Below are 25581 nucleotides of genomic sequence, written 5' to 3'. Positions count from 1 at the left end.
CTATGCCTAAACCTATATTTTTGATTGGTTATATGGGAAGTGGAAAAACTACCCTGGGTAAGAAACTTGCCACCAAACTCGAGCTCCCTTTCATCGACACTGATGAGGAAATCGTCAAACAAATTGGCATGAGCATTACCGAATATTTTAGTCAACATGGTGAAGACGCCTTCCGGACATTAGAACGCGAGCAATTGCGTAAATTTGCGGAGAATGCTGCCGTAATATCTACGGGTGGTGGCGCCCCCTGTTTCTTTGATAACATGGAATGGATCAAGGCGAATGGTTATGCCGTCTATTTACAGATGTCGCCCAAAGCACTTTTTGACCGTCTTTCTCAATCTAAATTACACAAAAGGCCCATTCTGATCGGAAAATCACCGGAGGAACTACGACTATTTATTGAAGAAAAGTTGATCGAAAGAGAACCTTATTATACACAGGCACATCTGACGATTGACCAATTAAACACGAGTGTCGAGACACTGGCCGATCTGATCAATCAGTACAATAGATAGACAATGAATATACGTACCCCCCACTACTTCCTTTTATTGATCTGCTTTATCGTAAGCAGTTGCTTTCGTAATGGAGCCAATACGGATGGCTTGCCGGTGGGTAAACGTATACAGCTCCAAAATGTGGAGGAATTATATCAGTTTTTGACCTATGATGATAATCGTTATCCATTAGTCAGTTTGCATCGTGGGGGCCCCGCTTCCGGATACCCGGAGAATGCAATCGAAACTTTTTCCTATAACGCGAGCTTACAGCCAGTCCTTGTTGAATGTGATGTTCGTATCAGTAAAGACTCAGCATTAATATTAATGCATGATAATACGCTAAACCGAACAACCACAGGTAGAGGGACTGTGAACGCCAGCACATTGGCTGAGCTCAAAAGTCTTCGTCTATTGGACAATAACAAAAAGATAACGCCCTATAGGATCCCTACGCTGGAAGAAGCACTTGCTTGGGGAAAAGGAAAGGTAATCTTCACCTTAGACATTAAAAATGATGTCCCTTATGAAGCCGTTATCAACGCTATTCGCAAACAAAGGGCAGAATCCAGCGTAGTCATCATCACGTATAGTGCCAACCAAGCGGCCAAAGTGCACAGTCTGGCGAGCGACATCATGATTTCGGCTTCGGTCAATAACATGGAGGACCTTGCTCGTCTAAATGAAAAAGATATACCCGACAATCGCTTGTTAGCTTTCGTCGGAACACGTGAAGCAGATCCAGCATTAACCAAAATACTACATGACCATGGCATTATGTGCATATTGGGTACACTGGGGAACTTGGACAAACAGGCCGACAAAAAAGGCTTTCAAGTTTATGCTGGGTTTATTGATCGCGGCGCAGACATATTAAGTACAGATCGACCTACGGAAGCAGGGCGAGCGCTGAATTTCTACATCAAGAAAAGAGGAATTACTTCGAAATTTATTCAGTAAGACTGATAACATCATTTTTCCACCTCAAATCACTACAGAAATCATTTCGCCATCAAATATCGCACTTGACACTGCATCGCATCATGAGCTTAGGCCGCCTTTAAGCAAATCGCTGTTAGCGTAGATTTCAAATCCTAATCTTAAATTAAGTTCTATCAGATTTTCTTTGAACTGAAATTCTCCTGATCAATTTATAAACCTCAAACCATAAAACGGATACTGCAGCCACGGACAGCGCTATTCCCAATTCATATCCACTCAGGGCTGTTACAGCAAAAAATTGGGCAACCGGAGCAACATATAATATCACCGCTAAAAATAGAAGCACAGCGATCGAAATTCCCACGAGCAGCAAGTTTCGGTTTTTAAAACTCTCCAGGATACTATAGTGAAAAGATCGGTTGGCATAACTTAGCAAAATATTGGCAAAGATTAAAGTAGTAAAAACCATAGCCCTTGTTTTTTCCTCAGTTCCCCCCTGCTGAACAGCAAACTGATAAGCAAAAAGAATTCCCATGGTGATTATCAGGCCTTGAACAATGCTGATTCCAAGCTCATTTATACTCAAAAAAGTGTCGCTCATAGCTCTAGGAGGCCGCTTCATGGTATCCTTTTCAATAGGTTCATTTTCATATACGATCGAGCAAGTAGGCCCCATGACCAATTCGAGGAAGATCACATGCACAGGGCTAAAAATCTGCGGAAATACCCAGCCTAAAAACAAAGGGAGTGATACGGTCAAAATAATGGGGATATGAATAGAAATGATGTATTGAACCGCCTTCTTGATATTTGCGTAAATCCTTCTTCCAGCGGCTATACCGATGATTAACTTCTGTAAATCGTCGTTTGTGATAATCAATGCCGCGGCTGATTTTGCAATTTCAGTACCTTTATTACCCATTGCCACGCCGATATGGGCTGCTTTTAATGCTGGGCCATCGTTCACCCCATCGCCAAGCATCGCCACGACCTCGCCTTTCTTTTTCAGGGCATTTACAATGGCTAGTTTAGCATCCGGAAACATTCTGGTAAATAACGTTGTTTGCTCTGCTATCGCCATAATTTCACCTTCGGACTTGTTTACGATCTCACTGCCATTGACCGGCGCAGACAAAATACGAATTCCGGCCTGAGCTGCTATTGCTTGAGTCGTATCGGCATTGTCGCCGGTAATCACATTGACTTTAATCCCCGCAGCATAAATATCTTTAAACACCTCCTGAATACCCTTTTTGGGTGGATCATAAAATACCGTCAACCCTAAAAATTGGAACTCAAATTCCTGTTGATTCGCAGGGAAATTATTGCCTTCGAATGTCGCTTTCCCCACACCTAATAAGCGAAAACCCTGCGCTCCATAGGATTTAACAATAGCCCTAATTTTATTTTTCTCCTTATCGGACAGCTTGGATACGCTAAGTATAGCCTCCGGCGCCCCTTTGGCAGCAATAATCCGATCTTTTCCCGTATTTTCGAAAAGATGGGTCATCATCGGCGGTTTACCCGCTAAAGGATATTCATGAAATAGTACATATTCCTTTCTGAAGTCCTGCTTTTGCGTTTTTTCATATATTTTATGTAACGTAATTTCCATGGGGTCGAAGGGCACAGGCTCGCTGCTCCACATCGCATAATCGATAAGCTCTCTTAAATCGGATTCATCAAACCTTTCCTGATCATAAGATGAATCCGTAGCATAATTATAGAGGTATTTCAATTGCATGGAATTCTCTGTAATAGTCCCGGTCTTATCGGTACAAATCACCGTCGTACTGCCCAAAGTCTCAACAATACTGCTTCTTTTGATGATAATTCCCTCGCGCATGAGCTTCCATGCGCCAAGCGCCATAAAAGTCGTAAACGCAACAGGAATCTCTTCCGGCAATACAGACATCGCCAACGTAAGTCCATTGAGCAAGCTCGCCACCAAATTACCACTATCAATAAAACTGTATATACATACGAATAAAAAAATGAGTATACCGACAATAGCCATTGCTTTTACAAACTTTTGGATTTGCACCTGCAAGGGTGAAATTTCTTCTTTGATATTCTTTATCGATTCACCGATTTTCCCAACGCGTGTCTCCTTACCGATTTCAGTAACTTCAAACACGGCCAGGCCCGAGACCGTAACCGTCCCACTGTAGACTAGATTATCTTCGGATCTACTGTCCTTAAACACCGAAAAACTCTCCCCCGTCAGCGAAGATTCATTGACAGAAAAATCGTTACTATGTAAAATACGACCATCAGCGTTTATAATTCGACCTTCCTCTGTAATACAGAGATCCCCCACAACAATCTCATGTGTTGGAATTTCACTAACCTTCCCATTTCGAATCACAGTGCTTAATGGTTCATTCAGCTTTTCAAGTTCCTCCAGGGCTTTTTTGCTACGATTGTCCTGATAAAAAGAAATTGCCGTAACAGCAACAATAGCGACAAACATAAATACGGCCTCTCCGTAATTCCCCACAAAAACATAAATCATCGAGATGATAATCAATAGAATCAGCATAGGCTCTTTCAAAATATCCACAAGCAGTTCAAACCAGGTACTCTTGTGACTATCGCTCAATTGATTCCAACCATATTTAGCTCGGGAGGCATGCACCTCAGTTGCGGAAAGACCTTTCAGATTATCGGGAATATTATATGACATATCGAATGAACTAGGTTGATTAAATATAATGAATAATTATGGTATATAAGGACTAAAAACATCTGTGGGTGATCGTCCCCTTTACCCGTAATATGATGTTACAATCTCTTATTTCTACACTTTCTTTTCTGTAAAACAGAAAGGATAAAAAACTCATCAGCAACAGATTAGCATAAAATTTACCTTCTACTGCTTTTCTTGTATTGAATATTTCCATTACAATCCTATATTTGCGCAGAAATTCACTTGGGGACATTGAATTTCTTATTAGCCGAAAGCAATTTTAAGATCATTTTCCAATACTGCCAAGATAGCTTCTTGCTATTGAAGTCCTTCTTTGCTACCTATGTTTTCAGGTGCAAAACACAAACTGAAGCTGAAAACTCAACATATTGTAAAATATTTCTGTACCTATCGTCAGATATGGAATAGGATCTAAACTTGTTATGGCCTCCATAGTAGTCTATTAATAATAAAAATAAGATGGTCATCTTAATTGCAGAAGATAATGAGTTGATATTACGGACAGTTCAATACAAACTGATCAAGGCAGGTCATGAGGTTATCGCTACCACCAATGGAAAAGATGCAATTGAAAAGCTCAATACAATGGATCTCGATCTGATCATTACCGACATTATGATGCCGTTTGCTTCGGGGATAGAAGTCCTCTCTTCCATAAAAAAGCTCGAGAAAAAAACCCCCGTTATTGTACTTTCCAACATGGGACAAGAAGAAGTTGTCATTGAGGCTTTTGATCTTGGCGCTTCAGATTTTATGGTGAAGCCGTTCAGCCCAGAAGAACTCCTGCTGCGGGTCAAACGACTGACGAGCAACAATCGCAACTAAATCCTTCACCGATAGCCTGTATTCAAGGGCGGATAGCTGTCTTTATTGAAAACTGTTTCAATTGACTAAATCCATTTCTTCAATAATTTAAAAACTTTATTCTTTTTAGCATAGGGTGGATAAATCAATGTAGAAAACGAAAATTTAGATTGAAACATGACAGCTCTTTCATGTGAAAATGCCTTAAAGCCAAATTGCCCATGACAACTGCCCAAGCCACTGCCATTGACACCACCAAAAGGCAAATGAGGGTTGGAAACATGAATCAAAACATCATTCACACAAGCACCTCCAGAGGACACCTGTTGGAGGATATATTGAATATTGGACTTGTTATTGCTAAATATATACAAAGCCAAAGGCTTTTCAGCACGATTAATCAGTGCTAGAGCCTCTTCTTGATCTTCATAGGTCACTATGGGAAGTATGGGGCCAAATATTTCTTCCTGCATAATGCTGTTGTCGGCCCTCACATCGATCAACAATGCAGGACTTAATGTCAGATCATCAGCTAATTGTCCGCCTTCGCGCAGTTGTGCCCCACATGCTATTGCATTGGTGATTAATGAAACAAGACGACTAGCATGCTTTTGATTAATGATCTTCGCGTAAACTGTTCGATCCAGCTGTCCATCCTCGGTGAAAAACATACTTTTAACCGCCTTTAGATAATAGTTTACAAATTCATCCTGTTTATCTTTAGGCAAAAGAATATAATCTGGTGCAATGCAGGTTTGCCCAGCATTGATTAATTTTCCCCAAGCAACTTTATGGGCAGTCATCTCCAAATCTGCAGTCTCATCTAGTATAACGGGGGACTTGCCACCAAGTTCCAGGGTCACAGAACTGAGATTGCGGGAGGCAGCCTGCATAACCAGTTTGCCTACCGCCGGACTCCCGGTGAAGAAAATATGATCAAAAGGAAGCGCTAATAGTGCTTCGGAAACATGCTGTTCACCTTCAATACAGGCCAATTCCCGTTGGTCAAATCCTTTGGTCAAGATCTCCCCAATAACTGCCGATGTGAATGGGCTATGTTCTGAGGGCTTTAAAATCACACAATTACCCGCTGCAATAGCTGAAATCAAGGGGCTCATGGTGAGCTGAAATGGATAGTTCCAAGGCGATATAATAAGCGCCGTACCCCTAGGCTGGTAGGTAATTGTGCTTTTAGCAAGAAAATTGGTCATTGAGCGACCAACCTTTCTAGGCTTCATCCATTTTCGTAAATGTTGTATTGCAAATGCTATTTCACCGTAAATAAACAATACTTCGCTTATGGCGGCTTCACTTCGTGACTTCCGTAAATCTTTTTCGAGCGCCGCATAGATTAAATCCTCATGACTTTCAATAAGCGCCCTTAGCTTGTGGAGTTTCTTTATCCGGTCCTCTGCACTGCTAGACCGTAATTCATATTTAAAAAGCTGCTGCTGTTCAAATATTAAACCGATCTGATCGGTTGATGTCTCTTTGTTCATACCAATTGAAGATCAATATTATTATTTTTTTGACGGCATATTATCGATCCATTGACGAATCAGATCCACACCTTCTTGATGTATTATACTTCTCGCCAACTCCGGCATTGCTGTACCCGGTTCCACACTATTCATCCGATAAAGCAGGATAGAATGCTTGGCATCTCCTGGAACCACATCAAAATCTAAGCCACCTGCTCCACCTCCAGCTGAAACAGGAGCTTTACCAATACCAAGGTGTGAAGGAATTTTCACATCGTAATCCAGGAAAAGCCCAGTATTATAAGCGTCTCCCCCTTTGGTGTGGCAATGCGCACAGTTCACATCTAAATAGGCTCTTGCCCGTTGTTCCAAACTGAATTTGTTTTCATCAGTCCATACGGGCAATTGCGGTACGCTCTTTAGATTGGGCATATTGACCATCCGACCAAGGGAAACCCATTTGGCGAGTTGATTGATCGAATCACCTAATCGCACAAAATTGAGGTTTCGGGCTTTTGGACCTATGGGCATCAGCTTGGAGCTATTGTTATGGCAGCGTTTGCAATCGTTGGTATTGGGTACCATGTAGTTTGTCGTATGCTTGTTGCCAGCATTATCGATCAATGTAATCGGTAGTTTAGCACCACGAATCTGTTTCATCGCATCAGTCTGCACATCATTCCACAGATAATTCATCACTTTCCAGGCATGATCAGCTGGATCCTTCACCAGTAAGCGCGTCTCTATCAATACTTTTTGCTTTTGTTCATTGATGTAGGAGAAATTCTTTATAATAATTGTTGAGTCGGGAAAATCTAACGGACCATGTTCTGTATAGCCCATTTTCCCTTCTTTTGGCAATACAATAAAGCGGTCTTTAACGGCATAATCAGAAAATAGAGGTGTACTCAGATCGTAGCCCAAGATATCGGCTCTTGCGATTAATTGATTTAGTTTTCCAGTAAAAAAGCCGTATTCGGACAGTCGTTCTTTAAATTCAAAAGAAACAACCCCATGGTCTGATGATTTCTTTTGTCCCTGCCGACAGCTCTGTTGCAGCACAAGCAGGATCACGCTCAATATTCCGGTACAGACGAGGGCAAATTTTGTTGGTTTCACGGTTAATTGCATAGAAAAGGTTGTACATTACTTGAGGGTTTCCACTTCGCTGGTTGACCTGCGTGACTAAAATCTGCGGCTACAAACATATTCTCACCCGGCTGATTGATACAGATGGAATCTGGGTTTTGAGTGCGACCATTCGTGATCACATTACTGGTGATACCATCATACAATATGGCTGGAATTCGCTTATTTTTTCGATCCGGCTCAACGCTATTTAACTGGGCTTCGGTAGCAATAATCAATTGACCGATACGATGCTCATATGCTGCTTGGGGGAATTTATCCCCCATCTTAATGGTGTTTCTATAAATTTTAACATGTGTGGGTATTGGAGAGTAATTTGCATTTATTCGTTCTCCAGCTTTTTCATCGACAGCAAAGCCTGAAGCGATCGTAATCGCAGAGGTATTGTTTTGTTCGATAACATTATCATAAATTTCAATATTTGATGTCGAGAGGATAATGATACCACTTCCCGGTGATGCATTCCCTACCCCCCAGAAAGTTCCGAAGCTCCCACCCTTGGCAAAATTTTTAAAATTATTAGCATAGATTTTATTGTGATACGCCTTTACCCTTCCACCCCGCTGTGAAAGTTCAGGCAGATCAAAAATCAGAAATCCGGCTGTATTTCCATAGAATTCATTATCGTAAACTTCAGCATCTGTTGTATTTTCAATTTCACATCCAGCCACATTTTTCGTTGCCTTGCATTTACGCACAATAACACCTTTTGTCTGTCCAACATAAATACCGGCATCTGAAGCCCCTTCGGCATAACAATTCTCGACAAGCACATTCTTACAGAGCACAGGATAAATCCCATATCCACCACTCGTAGAATCGGCCGAGCTCCATATACTATGAAGGTTTGAAATGACAACGTCTTGACTATTGTTTATCTTCAACAGATCTCCTTTTGAATCACGAATGGTCATATTTCCAATCGTTAAACCTTTCACATCGGTAACCCGTATTCCCTCTCCTCCTTGTGTCTGACTGGAAAAATCAATAATTGTCTTATCATAGCCCTCACCTTCAATCTTAATATGATTTACTTGTGCGATACTCAAATTATCGAAGGAGTATTTCCCGGCTTTTAGCACGATGTTGGTGCTATCTTTAATAGAGAGGAAAGCTTCCTCAATTGCCTCTTCCTGTCCAGGAGTAAACGTTAGGACTTTGTAACTGTCTTTCGATTGGTCGGCACAGCTGTACAGAAAGAAAGCTGTGACCGCAATACCGATCAATTGTTTTAAATATCTTTTCATGGTCTGATTTATTTAATTTTGATTAGAAAATATTATAAGCATAAGTGACATAATATACTGCACCTATACGTGGATTAGCAATACCTGTAGAATAGTATTTGTTTGTGATATTGGTTCCGCCAATACGAATTCCGGAACGAGCCTTAACAAACTTATAGCTCACTTGTGCATCGATCACCGTCGAGCTTGGCACTTGGCCTGCGGCAAGCCCCCCAGACACGACATAATAGAAGCCCGGTTTATAGCGTAAGGAAGTACTAAACGACCAAACTTGTTTTTTTCCAAAGCCACTATTCGCGAATTCAAAATTAAAGTGATAGTGTGGTGTATTGAAGTTGTTAATTTGACTATTGTTTTTATTTTTTAGGTAGTCAGAATAATAATTGGCCTTGGTTACAAAATTCCGACCTAGATCCAAACTAAGACTCGCGGCGTATCCATAAGTATTTACGGTCTCTCCGCCATTAAAGGCGATATTATACTGCACATAGGTTGCATGATCTTTAAACGCATTGTAATCATTGCTTCCAGGAGTATTAGCAACATTAGCATAGCCAATAAAATTCTTCCAAGTTGAAAAATAGCCTAACACATCGATCATCACCCGCTTGCCCAACATAGCTGCATAACCCAGTTCGAAAGCATTAACCGACTGCGGTTTAATATCATCAAATTTAAATTTCTGAAGTACGGTTGGATCGTTCGATTGCTGAAACTTCTGTACGCTTTCCAAGGTGTAAGGAGGATAGCGGTCAAACTGATAATTATCGATCAACAGCAGCGATGAACCACCGGAGGAATAGCTATTATAACCATTTAAGGTATTTTGTAAAGCTTGTATATTGGAGGGGAAACTATATGCATTCTGATAAGAAAGGCGTAAATAATTTTGATGAAACAGATCAAACACCAGTGATGCCCGTGAAGTTAATTTTGGTTGAGCAAACAACGTATTCTTATCGTAACGGAATGAGGTAGCAATATTCAAGCGATCGTCCAATACTTTTTTGGCGAGTTGCAGGTATGCACTGTACTCTTTTACATGAATTGGCTTATCCTTATCTGGGAATAATGTATTTTTTGAATTTAGGTTGTACAAACGCCAATTGACACCTGCAATCACCTGCATAAATTTTACGAGATCGGAGAAATTATATTGTGCTTCGGCATTGTATAATTTGCTGCGATCTAAGAATAACGTTCCACCCTGCGATATTGGTGTATTGCTGATACTATCTTTAAGTCTATTGAACAGTGGTGTTCCGAGTTCGGCACGTCCTTGGTCGGCTAGCGTGCGCGCTGCTAAATGAGCGTCTGTGAGTGAAGTACCTGAAGCAAGTGCATTTAAGAGACCAGCAGTATATTCAGGATACCAGCCACCTGTTCCTCCATCGTAACTTGTTTTCCACGATTCATTAATATATTGTGCTGTCGGCCCTGCAACTAGTGTTCTCCCTGAATTTTCCTGGGTTGTGTACGTTCTGAAAAACCATTTATCTCCACGAAGTTCCAATCGATATTGCCCTACCTTAAATCCTTTCAGCTGATAACGCGTATCGTTGGTATACACAATATTGCCTGTACCAAAAGTGGCTGAAGCTATGGCTTCAATATTTGTGGAAACCTTGTAACGGAATTCACCATTGATTTTAAAGAGCTTGGCTCTATTATCGAGATAGCCATATTCAGGATATCCAGTCCGGGCAACATAATTCGGATTTTTCAGTAAGGGTTCGATTAAGGGGGCCAATTCCGGATTTCCCTGCAGTGCACCTTCCAAAAAGGGATTGATATCGGTCGAAGTCGCTCCACCATACAGGTTAACTCCATTATAGTTTGGATCTGTCAGCGCTGTCCCCGGACCATTTTTGTTGGTTTCATCGTTGGCTACCCAATCTTTTGCCTGTGTATACTGGCCATTGAGCTTGAAAGCAATTTTATTCCCCATTTGTTTTGCGTAGCGGATAGCCCAATCATAGTAAGGTGACGTAGGCACCGGATCATTGTTTTTTTTAGGATTAATATGGTTTACACCTTGAGTTACCAGTACACTTAATCCTTGATATTTAAACGGATTTTTGCCTGTGGCCACCATCGTACCATTCAATCCTCTTGAACCATACAGGGCCGAAGATGCTCCAGACAGCACCTCTATATTATCGACATCAAGCTGGGTTAGCCCGATGACTGACCCGAGCGGAAAATTCAGACCGGGCGCCTGATTATCCATCCCGTCTACGATCTGCGTAAAGTTGGTATTCCCACTGGTATTAAATCCCCGCGTTGTAACACTGGTAAAACCAATACTGGATACGGTAACATCGACTCCCCTCAAACCTTGAAGCATATCCATGTAATTTAATTGTGCAGCATTACGAATGTCTTTGCTGCTCATTTGCTCAATTGTTACTGGAGCGGATAGTTTACTCTGTACGGTTCTACTTGCAGAAACAACAACCTCCTGCCCCAAAATGGGGGACAAATTCAACGAAATACGCAAAGGCGATGACAGGTTATTCACCAAAACTTCTTTCGATTCATATCCAATAGCGGAAATATAGAGCGTAATGGGTAGTGGTTTGTTTGTTTTCAGCTGAAAACGCCCTCGATCATCTGTAAAAGTACCTTCCTTTCCGTCTTTTACGTGGATCGAAACGGCATAGGCCGGCTCGGATGTCGAGCTATTACTGACCTGCCCATTGATGATCTGTTGTGCAGACAAGCTAAATGGCACACAGATACAGAGAATCTGGATTAATAAGGCAATTTTTTTCATGTTTATATTGGTTAGCGTATTATTATCGCTTCAATGCTTCACCTTACCCACCATGATTCTCCTAAATGGACAATCGAGAATTAGATTCTAAGTCCCCTAAAAATTAGGCCGACTAGAAATTTGGTATCCCGAAGACTTTGTGCATAGTCAATTTCGACCTGCCGCTTCAGTATTGCCTGTTGTTCTGTACTATGTTTTAATGCATTAGCAAAATTTATAAGTACAGAAGCTATATTTTCAGGATCTGTTAGATCCAATTTTTCATGTGCAATGGCTTGCGTAAGAAGCTTCGTAAGAAAAGCTTTCTCTTGCACCATCATGGCATCATATAGTTCAAAAAAACGAGGTAAAATCTTATCAAGTGATTCGACAGACACCCTGTTCATATTGAGCACATTGGTATAATAGTTCAATCTCGATTCTAAATAAAAAGAAATCTGATTCTCCACGCCCTTCTTTTTCAATGTACTTTTTTGTAATGTATCGATAAAAGATTGTCCCTCTCGTATGGCTACTTCAATAAAAATATCCTCTTTGTTCTTGTAATAATAATAAAGAGACGTTTTGTTCAATCCCACAGTTTTAGCAATGTCTTCCAAGGTTGTTTTTTCCAATCCATAACGCTCGAAACATTCCATGGCCGCCTGTCCAATTCTTTCTTTGACCTGTTCCTTTTTGTTCATCTAAAATAAAGTTAGTAATATATTTTTCAATTTTCAAACATTTTATTTAAATGTTTGAAAATTGAAAAATATATTATGATGCAAAACCAACACTGTTAAAAGTCAGCCACATACAGACTTAACATGTTACTCCAAACATAGATAAATTGATTTTTAAATAAAAGAAGTATGCGATCTTATTCAGATAATTCGCTATAAAACTGTCTTTACTGTCAATTTTTAAAGGTTCAGTTTTCTTTTCATCAACATATCTCTCGTTTTTAGGTTTCGAGAGCATAAGATGGTAATTAAATTAACCCAACTGTTAATTTAGCTAATGTACGCTGTAAGAGTCCAATTAGACTGAGAAATTATCCTACTATATCCAACTAACCGACTCTTTCCAATGTATATTGGAAGACTTCTGCTATAAATACAAAATACTACCACACATCACGATTTGATGCCTTAAGGCTTTCCCGAGCGTAATTCGCTACTTCATCATTTTCGTCTCCGGTTTTTAAACGTACCTGCAGATTTTCTAGCCAGTCGGCTAATGCATCTAAAGCCGTTTCACCGTTTCCGAAAATGCCTTGATGCGGATCGGGCCCCAGTAAACACCAATACGATGTTTCTTCTTTAAAAACAACAGGACGTAGCTCACGAATTTCAAAAGGTAATTCTTCTGAATCAAAATCCAGTGGCACAATTTTATCTTCAGGTATTTTCATCTGTTCCATAACCCATTTCTATTTTTTTTAAATCTTCCTCTGGCCAGGTAAGCAGCTCCTTCAACAAATATATTTTTGGTCCTCCATCTGCTGTATCATCAGCAAACTGTTGTAGAAATCCCTGTAGATCACCTTCAACTTTAATTAATTTTCCATCCTGAAGAACATCATATCCCGCTGCAATCCATTCTTCAATCTTTTCGGTATTGATTTGTAGTTTCTCCATTTTCCGTATTTTGTAGCATCTTACATGCTGTCTTATAACATCTAATAATAGTTCATCGATAAAAAATAGTCCAGCGCACTAATTATACCTTAAAAAAAAAGACTTTCTGTGATTAGAACACACGCTAGCAAAAACGGTTGGCTTTATTTTTAGATTATGCACAAAAAAAGACATTAAAAAAGAAGCAGTTACAGATCATTTATTGTTCATCAAAATATTAAAAAAATCTTTGGCAAACTATTTGTTTGAACAGCGAAAGTTTTCTAATCGAAAACGCACAACTAATATTTTTTTAAATTATCATGAAAAAAGTAATTCTACCTTTTCTAACACTTTTTACGCTACTATTTGCTGCTCATCAGCAAGCAAACGCACAAACTCCCTATCGGACAGCCATTGGTCTTGGAATAGACGTCGGCGATGGTCAAACGCTATTCGGTCCACAGATAAAACACAATTTTGGTGGAAATGACGCCGGAAATGCACAAGTATTATTTGGAGACAATATTACTGTTATCGGTGTGGATTATTCATACAATAAACGTATTCCTGGATCTCGAGGTCTTTCATGGTACATTGGTGTTGGTCCACAAGTTTCATTTATTGATTATGGTAAATGGCACGACGACTGGTATGACGACTACCACTGGAAAGATGGGAAAACACATACTGATTTTGCGATCCGACCAGCCTTGGGTCTAGAGTTCAAAATACCTTCGGCACCATTGGCAATGCATTTCGACTGGAAACCTTGGTGGAATCTTTCTCATGGTTCTAATTTCGAACCATCGCGTTTTTCTTTAGGATTTAAATTCGTTTTGAAATAGTATAACGCGGATACAAATAACAAAAATCCTGCTCATCGTTCGTATGGCAGGATTTTTTGTTTCACAACTGCAATTTCACCATTTCACGAATACTTAGATTAGCCTAGAAATCAGTATAACACTATCCCTCAACCTGATATTCGATCGGTTGTCCGGTAGCAATCTCCCGTTCCAATATTTGTTCCGGAGAAAGATGTTCCAAAAACATAATCAGTGCCCTAAGGCTATTGCCATGCGCAACAACAAGTACATTTTTGCCTTCTTTCAGTTTAGGTGTTATAAAATGTTCATAATATGGAATAACACGTTCGTATGTATCTTTAAGACTCTCCCCTCCTGGTGGCGGAACATCAAAAGACCTACGCCAGATATGCACTTGTTCGGCACCATATTTTTGGGCCGTTTCAGCCTTATTCAAGCCCTCAAGTTGTCCATAACCGCGCTCATTTAAAGCAGCATTTATAACAATAGGGATGGGAGGATTGCCCATTTCATGCAAAATAATTTCCAAAGTATGTTGCGCTCTTATAAGCGCTGAAGTATAAGCGATATCAATTCGTTCATTTGCCAAAGCTAGTCCCGCCTGCCGAGCTTCCTGTTGTCCCAATTCGGTAATATCAATATCTTGCCAACCCGTAAAGCGATTTTCCAAATTCCATTGCGATTGTCCATGCCGTACTAAAAAAAGTTTTGTCATTATTTATCCTAAGTTTTTCTAAAACTGTCGCCCACCACAGGCCCAACGCCATATATAATAACGGTACATTCCATTTTGTTTTATTTATACTTTGAATGCTTGTCTAACCGTCTAAACTAAGGATCGAACTACAGCTATAGGCTACCACAGATTCCTTAGTTGAAAAAGCGGCACAAACAAATCCAGCTACCCTATTATTTGTATATACTTATTGTTTTTATAAGGGCACGCAACGAGTTTTATGGTAAAAATTGTTCTCATTCTCAAAGGAATAAAAATTTAAACAACTGTAAATCAATCAAATAATAAAAACAGGAATTATTTAACATATTTTAATTCTACACAATGTAGAATATGCTCTATATTTGTAGTATGAATAAATTATCAGCTACGGAAGAACAATTGATGGGCTACATCTGGGACATGAAAAAAGCTTTTATGAAAGATCTAATGGAAGCGTATCCTGAACCTAAACCGGCGCCAACAACTGTTGCTACATTATTGAAGAGAATGACTGAAAAGGGGGCAATATCTTATGTGCTTTATGGAAATTCGAGAGAGTATTATCCATTAATCGATAAAGACAACTATTACTTAGCACATGTAAATGATATTGTAGAAACTTACTTCGACAATTCAGCATTAAAATTTGCATCTTTTTTCACTAAACAATCTCAGCTGAGCAAAGAGCAATTGGAGGAACTGAAAAATATAATTGATTCCGAAATTAAAAACAAAGAGACATGATGCTATATATTGGAAAACTGATAGCCTGTTCGGGTTTACTGTATCTCATTTATTGGTCAGTACTACGCAACCAGAAGTTGTTGCTATTCAACCGCTGTTATTTACTTGGGATTATCCCCTTATCTGTCATCATTCCAATGATCCAGATCGCTGTCCCATTTGATGTTTTCAACTTATTGAACGCAAGAAACACTGATGCTACCCCTGTCGGGTCGATCATTACACAGCCGGCAACGGATTCAGCACTCTTCAATAATGATTATGTTGATTGGTACAACCTCGCTCTGCTGGTTTATGTGATCGTCTCGATTGCATTACTCCTGAAACAGGTTTGGTTGTACCGCAAATTCCTGTATTATATCCGAAGTGCCACACCGACTCATGAACAGTCTATATATTGCATACGTGGTTTAAAAACACCTTTTTCTTTTTTTCAAAAAATTTATGTTCCCAAAGAGGCCTATCAACAGGGCGATATTGATCAATCAATTATAACGCACGAACGGGCCCATGCCAATCAACGTCATTCAATAGACGTACTTTTTATACAGCTCTTGGGTATATTTTTTTGGTTCAATCCCTTTATTTATCTCATTCAAAAATCGATCCGACAAACGCATGAATACCTTGCAGATGATGCAGTAGTGAAGATTCACGAAAAGTTAAGATACCAACATTTAATTATCGAGTGGAGCATGTCCACCCCTGATATAAACACATTACCGGCCAGTAATTTTAATTTCTTAACAACAAAAAAACGATTAATTATGTTACAAAAAAGAACAACCCCAAGTAAACTCTTGCTAATGCCTGGGCTTACTTTATTACTGACAGTAGCGATATCCACGTTGTTTTCAACACATGTGGAGGCACAGAAAACAACGCCGACTACGCCAAAAAAAGCCGCGGCTGCCAACACCGCAATAACGCCGCCTGCATCACGGCAATCGGAGGCTCCTAAAACTAGTGGAAGAATTCCTAAATCACCAACAAAGGAGATGGCTCCGCCAATAATATCCCAGCAGAGGTCTTCTTCTCAACAAGAGGATAATGTACGTTTCCCGGCACCTCGAAAAAAACCTGCTCCACCTCAAAATTCCCCCAAAATAATCGATGAGGTACATGTGGAGCGAATCAAATTTGCGGAGCCTCAAAAAGAGTCTACTCCATCAAAAAGAGTTTCACCGATAGTCGAAGAAGTGCAAGTAGCCCCTAAAATTGAGGAAGTATGGGTCGAAGATATTCAACCGCGTCAACCAAAACGTATCAATCTTTCTGCCAATGCCAATGTCAGTTCAAATCAAGATCAAAAAGACATTCAAGTTAAGGAGGAAAAGCCTATACGGATTTCCCTAAAAGTGAAACCCGAAGTGGAAGTAAATACAGTGAATAAAAAATAGCGAACGGAATTCTTCGAATTGCAATAAGAGGAATTGTATTCCTCTTATTGCGATATATCCACTTCTCTCGACTACACACCTATAAACCAACATGTTGTTTAGATTATTCAAAATTTAATGTACCAACGCTTCTTATAGATTTGATATAATTTAAAGTCCAGTTAAAGACAAACATCACCATTTTCCAAAATATGATTAAAGAGTAGATTCGGGTTAAAAAACAATAAATCCTACTGCCATTTATTTTTAAAGCAATTCGGTCCGTGTAATGATCCTTAAAAACGGTGGAAAAAGTTATACGCATCTTGGTGAAATGAATGTCTACCGGATGCGCTCTTCTATCATCGACAAAGAAAAGGAAGCTGAAGATAATTATTGACCATCATCACAAAGATTTTTTTTCTAATCATCAATGGTGCTCAAAGGTGCACGACGACGGTGGTAGAAATACCTCCGTTTTACTTTTCGCTCTAGTATATCATCAACATTCAAACAAGCTCCAAAATGCTCTGAGGTCAAATTTCCGCTATAGCATCAGTGTATGTGAAGAAGCGATCCCCAGCAAAAAAATAAAAAACTTTTTTATTACCTTAGATAAATAAATCGAACAAGAAAACAACTTGTTTTTTCATTAACTATAGTTCACATATATGAAATTATATGCCTTTGTATTGGGAGTAGGTTTACTTCCAGCCGTAGGATTATGTCAAAAGACCGTCACCCCTGGGAGCAGCGATATCAATACCAACTATATAAAACCAGAAAAATCACTGTATACGGTCTATTATGTTAAAGATAACAATTGGGACAAACAAGGATCACTGACCTACGAAATTGTAGCGGCCGACAATCAGCTGACCTTAACCAATACCTATGTTCCGAAAGACAATGCCTGGACTTCGATACGCACGACGACTGCCGACGCAAAAACACTTCAGTCTATCCGCTATTCTAGCGATGGCAAGGAAGCAAAAGTAAACCTCAACTTTGGAGAAACAATTACAGGTAATTATTATTCGAAGAAAACGAAAAAGGAAAAAAAGATCAACTTACAGCCAACTAGACCTTTTGTGGATTTTAACTGGACAGATCACCTGATTTCAACTCTCCCTTTAGACCTAGGGTATAAAGCGCGCATCCCGCAATTTTATTATAATAGTGATTCGGACATTTTCGTCGAAGACTATACCATCAAGGAAGTAAAAAGCTACAGTTATGGCTCCCCAAAAACAGGTAAACACGACAGTTGGCTGGTTACACTTTTAGAAGAAAGTACCGGAGCCATCTATAATTATGTCATCGATAAGAAAGATCACCGATTATGGCAAAGGGAAATGTCCATGGGAAACGGCAAATGGGAAATTACCGTAAACGAAGAACTGGACTATCAACCTATTAAAAATAGATTTAACAAAGAACAGGCTGCCCAACAGATTTCCCAGGGTAACAGTGTTATTATCGGGACGGCTTACGCTCGATCTAGCTCCGGAAAAAAACTTGGCGGACTCGTCAATACCGCCAAAAAGCAATATGCCCCAAAAGGTACAGAAATTACACTCTTCGCCAACTCCGCCTATTACGAAGAATGGCTGGAAGTCAATAAAAAGATCCGAAAACGGAAAAAGGTGCAGGAAGTTCCATTGGATCCCGATTTTGGCTATGCTATTAAAAAAGCAAAGGTGTATGATGATGAGGGGCATTTCGAATTTGCAGATCTCATGCCAGGTGCATACGTGATTATGGTGAGCTTCGATTTTACCAATTCTTACAACTATTCCTATGTATCAGGCTACACCAATTATTATAACTATTGGGGTTATACAGGTTCCACGACAAATTATGGTACGGCAAGATCATCCTATGTCGACAAAGCCAATGTTGAAAAGCACGTCACCATTGACAAAGACGGTGAAAAGAAAGAGGTAAATTTAAAGGAAATGTAATCGAAAAAATGCCGTTAAGCTCCTTTGTTTGACGGCATTTTTTATGCTTTTTAAAACGTATTTCTAAGACGATAAAATCTTCGACCCTTCATTTACCCATCCATTTACTTTTTCGAAGGTCAATATACCGGTCTAGGCTAATGGGAAAGTTATCGGCAGTCTGCAGTAGAAAACAGGCCGCAGCTCCTACCCAGACCGAATAATCAAACGTCGATTTAATTCCGAAGGAGAAAGTCATCACCAGCCCAAAGCAGATCAGTAGAATCCCGGCAACGAATGCAGTGAAACGCAGTTTATAGCCAATCAGCAACAGGATTGCTAAGACAACCTCTAATAATGTTGCGCCGATAGCAAGTATATTACCAAAAGTTTCAGGCACAAAAAAATTAAGGGTATTTGAATAGGCTACAAAATTGGTCCAATTTCCCCAGGAAACATGTGATGCCCCCGGTACCCCCCACAGCCCCAAACGATCTGCGACAGCAGACAGAAACGCTGTAGATACAGCTAAACGTACAAAAAGTTGACTATACATGGTATGAATTATATAAATAGGGTATAAACGATATAAACCAAATTTAAAAGAACAAAAACAGTCCAAACTTAAACCAGTTTAAGAAACTTGTTTCAACCATCCCATACCCACAAAGACTCCCCCTCATTGTCGGTGTTATACCTTCACTCCCTCGCTCATCGTTGGGCGATCACCTTTGGTCAAACCCATTGCACAGTTAAATCAATAAGGCTGCCAGCACATGGGTGCTGTACAGCCTTATACATCAATTAATACGAATAAGAATTTAATATGTGCGCCCCCGGTAAGATGATAACACACTGTTATAATGACGACCTAGATGCTCAATAGTCCCAATGGAAATAAAAATTATAAACAAAAAATAATATCGTCATAAGATGATCGATCTATCACAACTGCCATGTTTTACTGCTAATTGCTCACAATAGCTATATCGCATGTCAACAAACCGAAGTACAATCGTATATTTCAATAAGCGCATAGAAAATTTACTACAGCTGCAGGGTTAATTCCTGCTGCTGTTGGTTTCTAAAAATTAACACCTTCGGCTGGTCAGCGTGTACATGCTTTTTAATCGCTTGTTGCAGGTCTATTAATTGATCTATTTTCTCGCCCTGATAATTCAATACAACATCGCCGACACGCAAACCGCTTTTATAAAGATTGCCTTTTTCATCCAACTCGAGCAACAGTACGCCGTTTATCGAGGGTAGGCCTGCAGCCGACTGCTCGCCCAAAGTCTCCACTGATTTAAATACCCCCGACTTCCAGGTCCACCTGCTCCCTTGCTCCTTTGCTTCGGATTGGATCAACTGTGGTATTTCAGGACTAGCGGCTAGAGTTTTAAGTCTTTTACTGGTAACTCCAAAATGCAACATGTCAAAATTTTTAAAATCCTGATCCTTCCAGTTTTTCAACCGGAAATCACCATGTGCGGGATTCGTAAAGTTCAATTGAATAACCCAACCATGTTTTTCTATGCCTTTCACCCGATCTTTGTTTAGGTCGTCCTGCCGTCCGTAAATATTATGGTCTACCTCTTCCCCCCAATACTTGACCTGTATATCCTGATGGGACTCCATCACGATATTATTACGGAATACATCGTGACTATGCTGAAACCATACATGAGGATGAAAACCATTGTTGATCATCACGTTGTTGTACACTTTGCGATAAAACCCTTCTCTTAGTTTTAGTCCTCCACTTAAACAAAGGTTATTGTAAATTTCATAGTTGGAAGATCCGTCGTCCAAATCAATATCCCAACCGTGATCGCAGCGAAATCTATTATCATGAATTTTGGTTGTTTTGACTGCGTCCAGCAATATTAAATTGGGATGTTTCCTCGTCAGTTCATCCATCTCCTTTCGATTGGGATGCCAAAATCGGTCGCGCCCCCATGAGTTGAAGGCACCATGATCGCTGGTTTCCAGGACTGTATTAAAAACATCATTGTAAGCTATCTCATGACCGCCCCAAGTACCATCACCTACATTAATACCTGCTCGAGGCACATTGTAAATGGTATTATGCAAAATTCGTAGAGATTCAGCCATGGAGACCTGCACACCTGCTACTTGTTTTTCGATCAATCCAATGTTATGGATCAGATTGTCACTTGCCTCACAGTTCATGGGATAATTATTGGTTTTTGGTCCTTTAATGGTATCCATTTGGTCAAATGGGACAAATTTTTCATATCGAAATGCCGGTGAGCGCACTGCCGCTGGGTCACCTACAAAATTGATCGCTCCGGCACCGATTTGTTCAATCCGGTTTCCTTCGATTTTGACCTCGCGATTGTAATTATTAACAAATATTGCATTGCCGCCCAAAGCGATAAAATCATTCGCGCGGAAGATACAGTTTTCCGCACCTTCAATCTTTACTGCTCCCTGTCGATAGATCGTCCAATCACTACGTAAGAGTGGTTCGCTTGTTTTCATAAAGGTAGGAGCAGTATACATGAAGCGAAGGCCACTAACCTCAATATCATGCACTGGACTGAAAGATGAACCTGAAAGATAGATTAGATTTTCCAATTGTGGCGCTACAAACTTCAGCTGGTTGGGATTAATTCCTTTAGCAGGCATATAGTATAATAATGCTTTCTCTTCATCCAAGTACCACTCTTGAAAGGTATCGAGTTCCTCAAAGATATTTTCTACAAAGCGATAGGTCTCGTGCATTTTACTGGGCCGATTATTTTGCTGCCCACCTTCAAGTGTAACTGTTGATAGGCCATCTTTTCCTGTAATCTTATAATGGAATCCTCCCCAGCGACCAGCATGCAAAGCATGTACAATTCCCCCCTTGGGGGTTTTCCACGTTGTTACGCGTTCGGGACTTAATGCATCTGCAGCATAGCCTTGAAATGGTAAGACAGTGGGATCATAGTTTGGATAACGTGCCCGAACAAGATGCTTATCATTAGCATATAGACTTTGGAAGTTTACACCTCTTGTGACCTTAGCCACCCAAATACCACGATCGCCCTGTTCCCATTTGAGGTTAAGCGATTTGGCACCACTCAGCGTAACTTGTGCTCCATCCTCAGCTTTGATCCGCAAGGGTTGCCTTCTTGTACCCGATACCCCAGCAGACAATTCAATCGGTTTATCCAGCTGGTAGGTGCCCGCCATAAAGATGATTTCGATGTCTGGTGTATTTTTTTCTTGTTTCTGTTTTTCTACCGATCGCAGTGCGGCTTCAGCTGTGGCATAGGGACTGCCCATGGTTCCTTGGTTTCTATCACTTCCTTTTGTACTGATGTAAATACGTTTTACCGAGCCAGACTGTTGCCCATGCACGCTAAGTGAAGCGACACCGGTAAGGCCAATAAATAATAATTTTGGAAATAACATACAAGATATCTTCATAATTTTAATCGTTCATATAATATTAGCTGGATTATATCAACTATAAACCAGCCATATAGTAAGGTCTATAAGTCCATAAAAATAAAGTCGTTTGCTATGCACAAACGACTTTTCAGTTCGTGTTTTATTCGATCAGGTTAATATTGCACAAAACAATAGAATTTCGCCGAATTGGCAAACGGTCTATTGAATGACTTCATTGATCTGTATCTCTGGTGTAATATTCGTATATTTTGGAAAATCTTCGGCAAACTTTTTCCCATTTTCTTTTAAAGGATCCTGATAGGCTGCAACAGAATCAAAATACAAATGACAAATGGCCAAATAGATCGGGCCTTCTGCTGAGCCACGTCCCGAAAGCCCTTTATCAATGGTTACGCCTTTCAATGCTTTACCGTAAACTTTTTTGACAAGCGCAATGTGTTTAGGGAGATAATAATCCCAATCAAATGTCTTTCCAGGTCCATTGCGATAAAAAATCGATACCTTGATCGCCCCTTTTTTATGAAAAGGTGGATCTGCCTTTACATCGCACTGAAACCCCAACAGCATGGTTATCAAAACCAGAACTAAAATGATCTTTGTTTTCATATTTGTTGATAAGTAAGATTAAATAACACTTTTTTTTCCAAAACATTTGCGAAGAGTCAATAAACAGCAAATTAACTCAGATTAGTTCTTTTTTCGCTCTGCTGCTGCTTTCAACAAAATTTCTTTACTGGCAGCCGGCACATTTCCGTTAGCATCAGGCCCAATATTGAGCAGCAAATTCCCGCCTTTTTCATTTATCTCGCGCAGCTTAGTATTTACTTCTGTAGGAGATTTCCAATTATTATCTGATTTTTTATATCCCCAAGAATTATTCAAGGTATAACAGGCTTCCCAATCGTAATCCAGCAACGTTCCAGGATGTTCTTGTTCAGGCGTTCCAAAATCACGCTTAAATTGATCCCTCTTTGCTACGCGGTTATTAATGATTAGAGTGGGTTTTAATTTGCGTAGATATTGATAAAGATCTTCTCCCGCGGCCATATCCCACCAATTCACCCAGTCCCCATCAAACCAAAGGATGTCAGTATCATACTTAACAACCAATTCTTTCAATTGATTTTTCATGTATTGAATATAAGCGGCTTTCTGTTCCGGCTTAATGAGAATCTGGCCCCAGTCGCCTTTACCATTGGGATCAACATATTGCGAATCGTGATGCCAGTCGATAATACTGTAGTAGGTACCAAATCTAATCCCAGCTTTCTTACAAGCTATGGACAACTCCCGCACGAGATCTCTTCCTTTCATTGGCGTCGAAGCGATATCATAATCTGTATAGGGGGAATCCCACAGACAAAATCCCTCATGATGTTTGGTCGTCAGGACGATATATTTCATTCCAGCATCCTTAGCCAATTGAACAATACGATCCGCATTGAAGTCCTTGGGATTCCAGGTGTTGATCAGTTCCGAATATGCTGCCTTCGGAATATTCATCTCCGATTGTATCCATTCGGCATATCCTTTGGTCGAATTCCCATTATACATCCCTCCAAGTTGACTATAAAGCCCAAAATGAATAAACATTCCGTACTTTGCTTCCCTAAACCAATGCATCCGTTTATCAAAATCCTTTTTGGATTCCTGCAAATAATTAACTTGGGCGTTTCCCATGTTCATAAACAACATGGCTAGTAAAGAAAGAATACAATGCGTTGCTTTTATCATATTTATTTTAATTGGTTAATCCAACAAGCTCAAGCAGCTGTCAAATCTTCTGTTGGTGCCACACACACATTATGCAAAATGCTAAACCATTCTGCTATTGCAAAATAAATATAAAAAATATGGACAATACTTTTTATTTATTTCAAATAAGTTACGCTTAATGGACAGGCCTGTACCAGTCACAATTTTATAAGAAATAAATACTTTCAAAGCGGCTTATCAAACAAGCTATCTACTATAAAATTTAATGTAAATTCATTCCAAAAAGGATTTATATTTAGTAAATATTTCATTTAACACCATACTATAGATTAAAATTATGAGTTTAAAAACCTTAATCACAAAAAGTGCTGAATATAACAACTGGGTCGTCAATAAATACATCAATTGGTTGGCTGATAAATCAGATGACCAACTTAACCAAGAGGTACCTTCAAGTTTCCCGACCATTTTGAAGACCTTAAACCACATCTTGCAGACACAGGAATATTGGTGGAGCCACATTGCGGAAAGCAATGATTTTGATTTTGAGAAAAAGCGAGCCACAAAAGAAGAAATATTTGAAGCACTACAAAGAAGTTCAGCTCAACTCGTGGATTACATACACAAACTAACCGAGTTGGATCTTGAAAAAAATATCAAAGTGGAATCACCATGGTTTCAATGCGACTTCACGAAGTATGAATACATACAACAGCTGATCCTCCACGGAACATATCACAGGGGACAGATCGTTACAATGGGCCGAGCTATTGGAATAACTGATGCTCCAATGACAGACTTTAATTATTGGAATATTTATAAAGATCAACAATAGGGATTTGAGCACTGCCATGGACAAAATTACCAGTAAAGTACAGATCCGAGAAATTGTCGCAGCGGCGAAACAGCAAGGACAGCAATCCGGTATAGAATCCTTTATGTTAAGCTTACAAGCGTGTTTACTGAAAAAGAAAGTTCGTTTTCCGCTTCTGGAGTTTGCGGCCAGGGAAATTATGCTATTCGTACCTGAAACCGAGCAGTTACACTTAACAGATCGTCTCATTGCCACAACAGAAATGGGAAGTTATGTTTTAACGGGAATAATTCTCCAGCAACGTCTCCCCGAACACTTCGAACAATCCATCCATAAAGCCTGTACCTATATAACCATAGGTAATCAATGGTACGTCTGTGATATCATCGGCGAACGCGTACTTGGTCATGCGCTGTTGACTTCGCCTAAAAAAGCAATACCTCTATTAAAAGAATTAGCTCATCATTCTGACAAATGGATTGTCCGAACAATTGGTGTAGCTACACATTATGCCGTAAAAAAAGGCCTATCAGCCACATACGTAAACATTTTATTGAAGCTACTGATTTCATTGTCAAACACAACAGATTTTCATGTAAAAAAGGGAATTGGCTGGGGAGCCAAAACAATAGCAAAATTCCATCCCGATCTTGTTAATTGTTACAGTAAAGCAATTGAATCGCCAGAAACCAAACAATGGTTTCGGACAAAAATTACGATTGGTCTCAATCGCCACAACTTGAGGACTAAACAGAATCGGCAGAATGATACGACCATTCATCTTAACCAATGAAATGAATGCGTGAT

General features: G+C 39.8%; 22 protein-coding genes. 9 read left to right on the top strand and 13 right to left on the bottom strand.

Translation table 11 applies throughout. The features are described 5' to 3' along the window. Positions 1-2 precede the first annotated feature (2 nt). A complete protein-coding gene (locus tag AAH582_RS04590; RefSeq protein ID WP_046673900.1) occupies positions 3-518 on the top strand; it encodes a shikimate kinase in 516 nt (171 codons plus the stop codon). Between the two features lie 3 nt (positions 519-521). Beyond that, positions 522-1460, top strand: a complete 939-nt coding sequence (locus AAH582_RS04585; RefSeq protein WP_046673899.1) for a glycerophosphodiester phosphodiesterase family protein — start codon at positions 522-524, stop codon at positions 1458-1460. Between the two features lie 145 nt (positions 1461-1605). On the opposite strand, the gene AAH582_RS04580 is transcribed toward AAH582_RS04585, so the two are convergent. Beyond that, positions 1606-4128, bottom strand: a complete 2523-nt coding sequence (locus tag AAH582_RS04580; protein ID WP_343321313.1) for a cation-translocating P-type ATPase — start codon at positions 4126-4128, stop codon at positions 1606-1608. 483 nt (positions 4129-4611) lie between these two features. Between AAH582_RS04580 and AAH582_RS04575 the strand changes: the two genes are divergently transcribed. Further along, positions 4612-4977, top strand: a complete 366-nt coding sequence (locus AAH582_RS04575) for a response regulator transcription factor (RefSeq protein WP_046673897.1) — start codon at positions 4612-4614, stop codon at positions 4975-4977. 65 nt (positions 4978-5042) lie between these two features. Here AAH582_RS04575 and AAH582_RS04570 read toward each other — a convergent pair whose 3' ends face one another. From AAH582_RS04570 to AAH582_RS04540, 7 genes are all read right to left on the bottom strand, one after another. After that, on the bottom strand, positions 5043-6455 hold the full coding sequence (locus AAH582_RS04570) for an aldehyde dehydrogenase family protein (RefSeq protein WP_343321312.1): 1413 nt from the start codon (positions 6453-6455) through the stop codon (positions 5043-5045). A gap of 21 nt (positions 6456-6476) precedes the next feature. After that, positions 6477-7556 carry an SO2930 family diheme c-type cytochrome gene (locus AAH582_RS04565; protein WP_343321311.1) on the bottom strand — a complete coding sequence of 360 codons (1080 nt, stop codon included), beginning with the start codon at positions 7554-7556 and terminating at the stop codon, positions 6477-6479. Positions 7557-7558: 2 nt separating this feature from the next. After that, positions 7559-8833 carry a parallel beta-helix domain-containing protein gene (locus AAH582_RS04560; protein ID WP_343321310.1) on the bottom strand — a complete coding sequence of 425 codons (1275 nt, stop codon included), beginning with the start codon at positions 8831-8833 and terminating at the stop codon, positions 7559-7561. A gap of 22 nt (positions 8834-8855) precedes the next feature. Next, positions 8856-11609, bottom strand: a complete 2754-nt coding sequence (locus AAH582_RS04555) for a TonB-dependent receptor (RefSeq protein WP_343321309.1) — start codon at positions 11607-11609, stop codon at positions 8856-8858. Between the two features lie 80 nt (positions 11610-11689). Then, positions 11690-12292, bottom strand: coding sequence for a TetR/AcrR family transcriptional regulator (locus AAH582_RS04550; protein WP_046673894.1), 603 nt, complete (start codon positions 12290-12292; stop codon positions 11690-11692). Positions 12293-12714: 422 nt separating this feature from the next. Next, positions 12715-13011, bottom strand: a complete 297-nt coding sequence (locus AAH582_RS04545) for a hypothetical protein (protein ID WP_112373707.1) — start codon at positions 13009-13011, stop codon at positions 12715-12717. Next, entirely contained in the window at positions 12989-13228 is a 240-nt protein-coding gene (locus tag AAH582_RS04540; protein WP_286752392.1) for a hypothetical protein, read from the bottom strand. Before AAH582_RS04540 ends, AAH582_RS04545 begins: the two co-directional genes overlap by 23 nt. Positions 13229-13530: 302 nt before the next feature. Here AAH582_RS04540 and AAH582_RS04535 point away from each other — a divergent pair, with 302 nt between their 5' ends. Next, entirely contained in the window at positions 13531-14055 is a 525-nt protein-coding gene (locus AAH582_RS04535; protein ID WP_046671657.1) for a hypothetical protein, read from the top strand. A 121-nt stretch (positions 14056-14176) separates the two neighbouring features. Here the strand turns inward: AAH582_RS04535 and AAH582_RS04530 are convergent, their stop codons facing one another. Then, on the bottom strand, positions 14177-14752 hold the full coding sequence (locus tag AAH582_RS04530; RefSeq protein WP_343321308.1) for a 2,3-bisphosphoglycerate-dependent phosphoglycerate mutase: 576 nt from the start codon (positions 14750-14752) through the stop codon (positions 14177-14179). Positions 14753-15124: 372 nt separating this feature from the next. On the opposite strand from AAH582_RS04530, the gene AAH582_RS04525 reads away from it, so the two are divergent. The 3 genes from AAH582_RS04525 (at position 15125) to AAH582_RS04515 (ending at position 18842) form a co-directional block, all read left to right on the top strand. Then, the gene (locus tag AAH582_RS04525) at positions 15125-15499 is read left to right on the top strand and encodes a BlaI/MecI/CopY family transcriptional regulator (protein WP_046671655.1); all 375 of its coding nucleotides are present in this window, start codon (positions 15125-15127) and stop codon (positions 15497-15499) included. After that, complete coding sequence (locus tag AAH582_RS04520) at positions 15496-16899, top strand: M56 family metallopeptidase (RefSeq protein WP_343321307.1); 1404 nt, start codon at positions 15496-15498, stop codon at positions 16897-16899. The genes AAH582_RS04525 and AAH582_RS04520 overlap by 4 nt, the downstream gene beginning before the upstream one ends. Positions 16900-17549: 650 nt before the next feature. Then, positions 17550-18842, top strand: coding sequence for a hypothetical protein (locus AAH582_RS04515; protein ID WP_343321306.1), 1293 nt, complete (start codon positions 17550-17552; stop codon positions 18840-18842). Between the two features lie 88 nt (positions 18843-18930). Here the strand turns inward: AAH582_RS04515 and AAH582_RS04510 are convergent, their stop codons facing one another. From AAH582_RS04510 to AAH582_RS04495, 4 genes are all read right to left on the bottom strand, one after another. Then, positions 18931-19377 (bottom strand): hypothetical protein, encoded by a 447-nt coding sequence (locus AAH582_RS04510; protein ID WP_343321305.1) that lies wholly within the window; start codon positions 19375-19377, stop codon positions 18931-18933. Between the two features lie 491 nt (positions 19378-19868). After that, on the bottom strand, positions 19869-22244 hold the full coding sequence (locus tag AAH582_RS04505; protein ID WP_343321304.1) for a PDZ domain-containing protein: 2376 nt from the start codon (positions 22242-22244) through the stop codon (positions 19869-19871). 198 nt (positions 22245-22442) lie between these two features. Further along, entirely contained in the window at positions 22443-22850 is a 408-nt protein-coding gene (locus tag AAH582_RS04500) for an EthD family reductase (protein WP_343321303.1), read from the bottom strand. An 81-nt stretch (positions 22851-22931) separates the two neighbouring features. Continuing rightward, a complete protein-coding gene (locus tag AAH582_RS04495) occupies positions 22932-23978 on the bottom strand; it encodes an alpha-L-fucosidase (RefSeq protein WP_343321302.1) in 1047 nt (348 codons plus the stop codon). Between the two features lie 319 nt (positions 23979-24297). Between AAH582_RS04495 and AAH582_RS04490 the strand changes: the two genes are divergently transcribed. Together AAH582_RS04490 and AAH582_RS04485 are read left to right on the top strand one after the other, a co-directional pair. Then, positions 24298-24795: a DinB family protein gene (locus AAH582_RS04490; protein WP_046671651.1), complete on the top strand. Its 498-nt coding sequence runs from the start codon at positions 24298-24300 to the stop codon at positions 24793-24795. A 16-nt stretch (positions 24796-24811) separates the two neighbouring features. After that, complete coding sequence (locus AAH582_RS04485; protein WP_343321301.1) at positions 24812-25567, top strand: DNA alkylation repair protein; 756 nt, start codon at positions 24812-24814, stop codon at positions 25565-25567. Positions 25568-25581: the final 14 nt, after the last annotated feature.

Origin of the sequence: Sphingobacterium multivorum, assembly GCF_039511225.1 — a bacterium.
Classification (GTDB): Bacteria; Bacteroidota; Bacteroidia; order Sphingobacteriales; family Sphingobacteriaceae; genus Sphingobacterium.
This window is presented reverse-complemented; position numbering and strand designations above follow the sequence as displayed.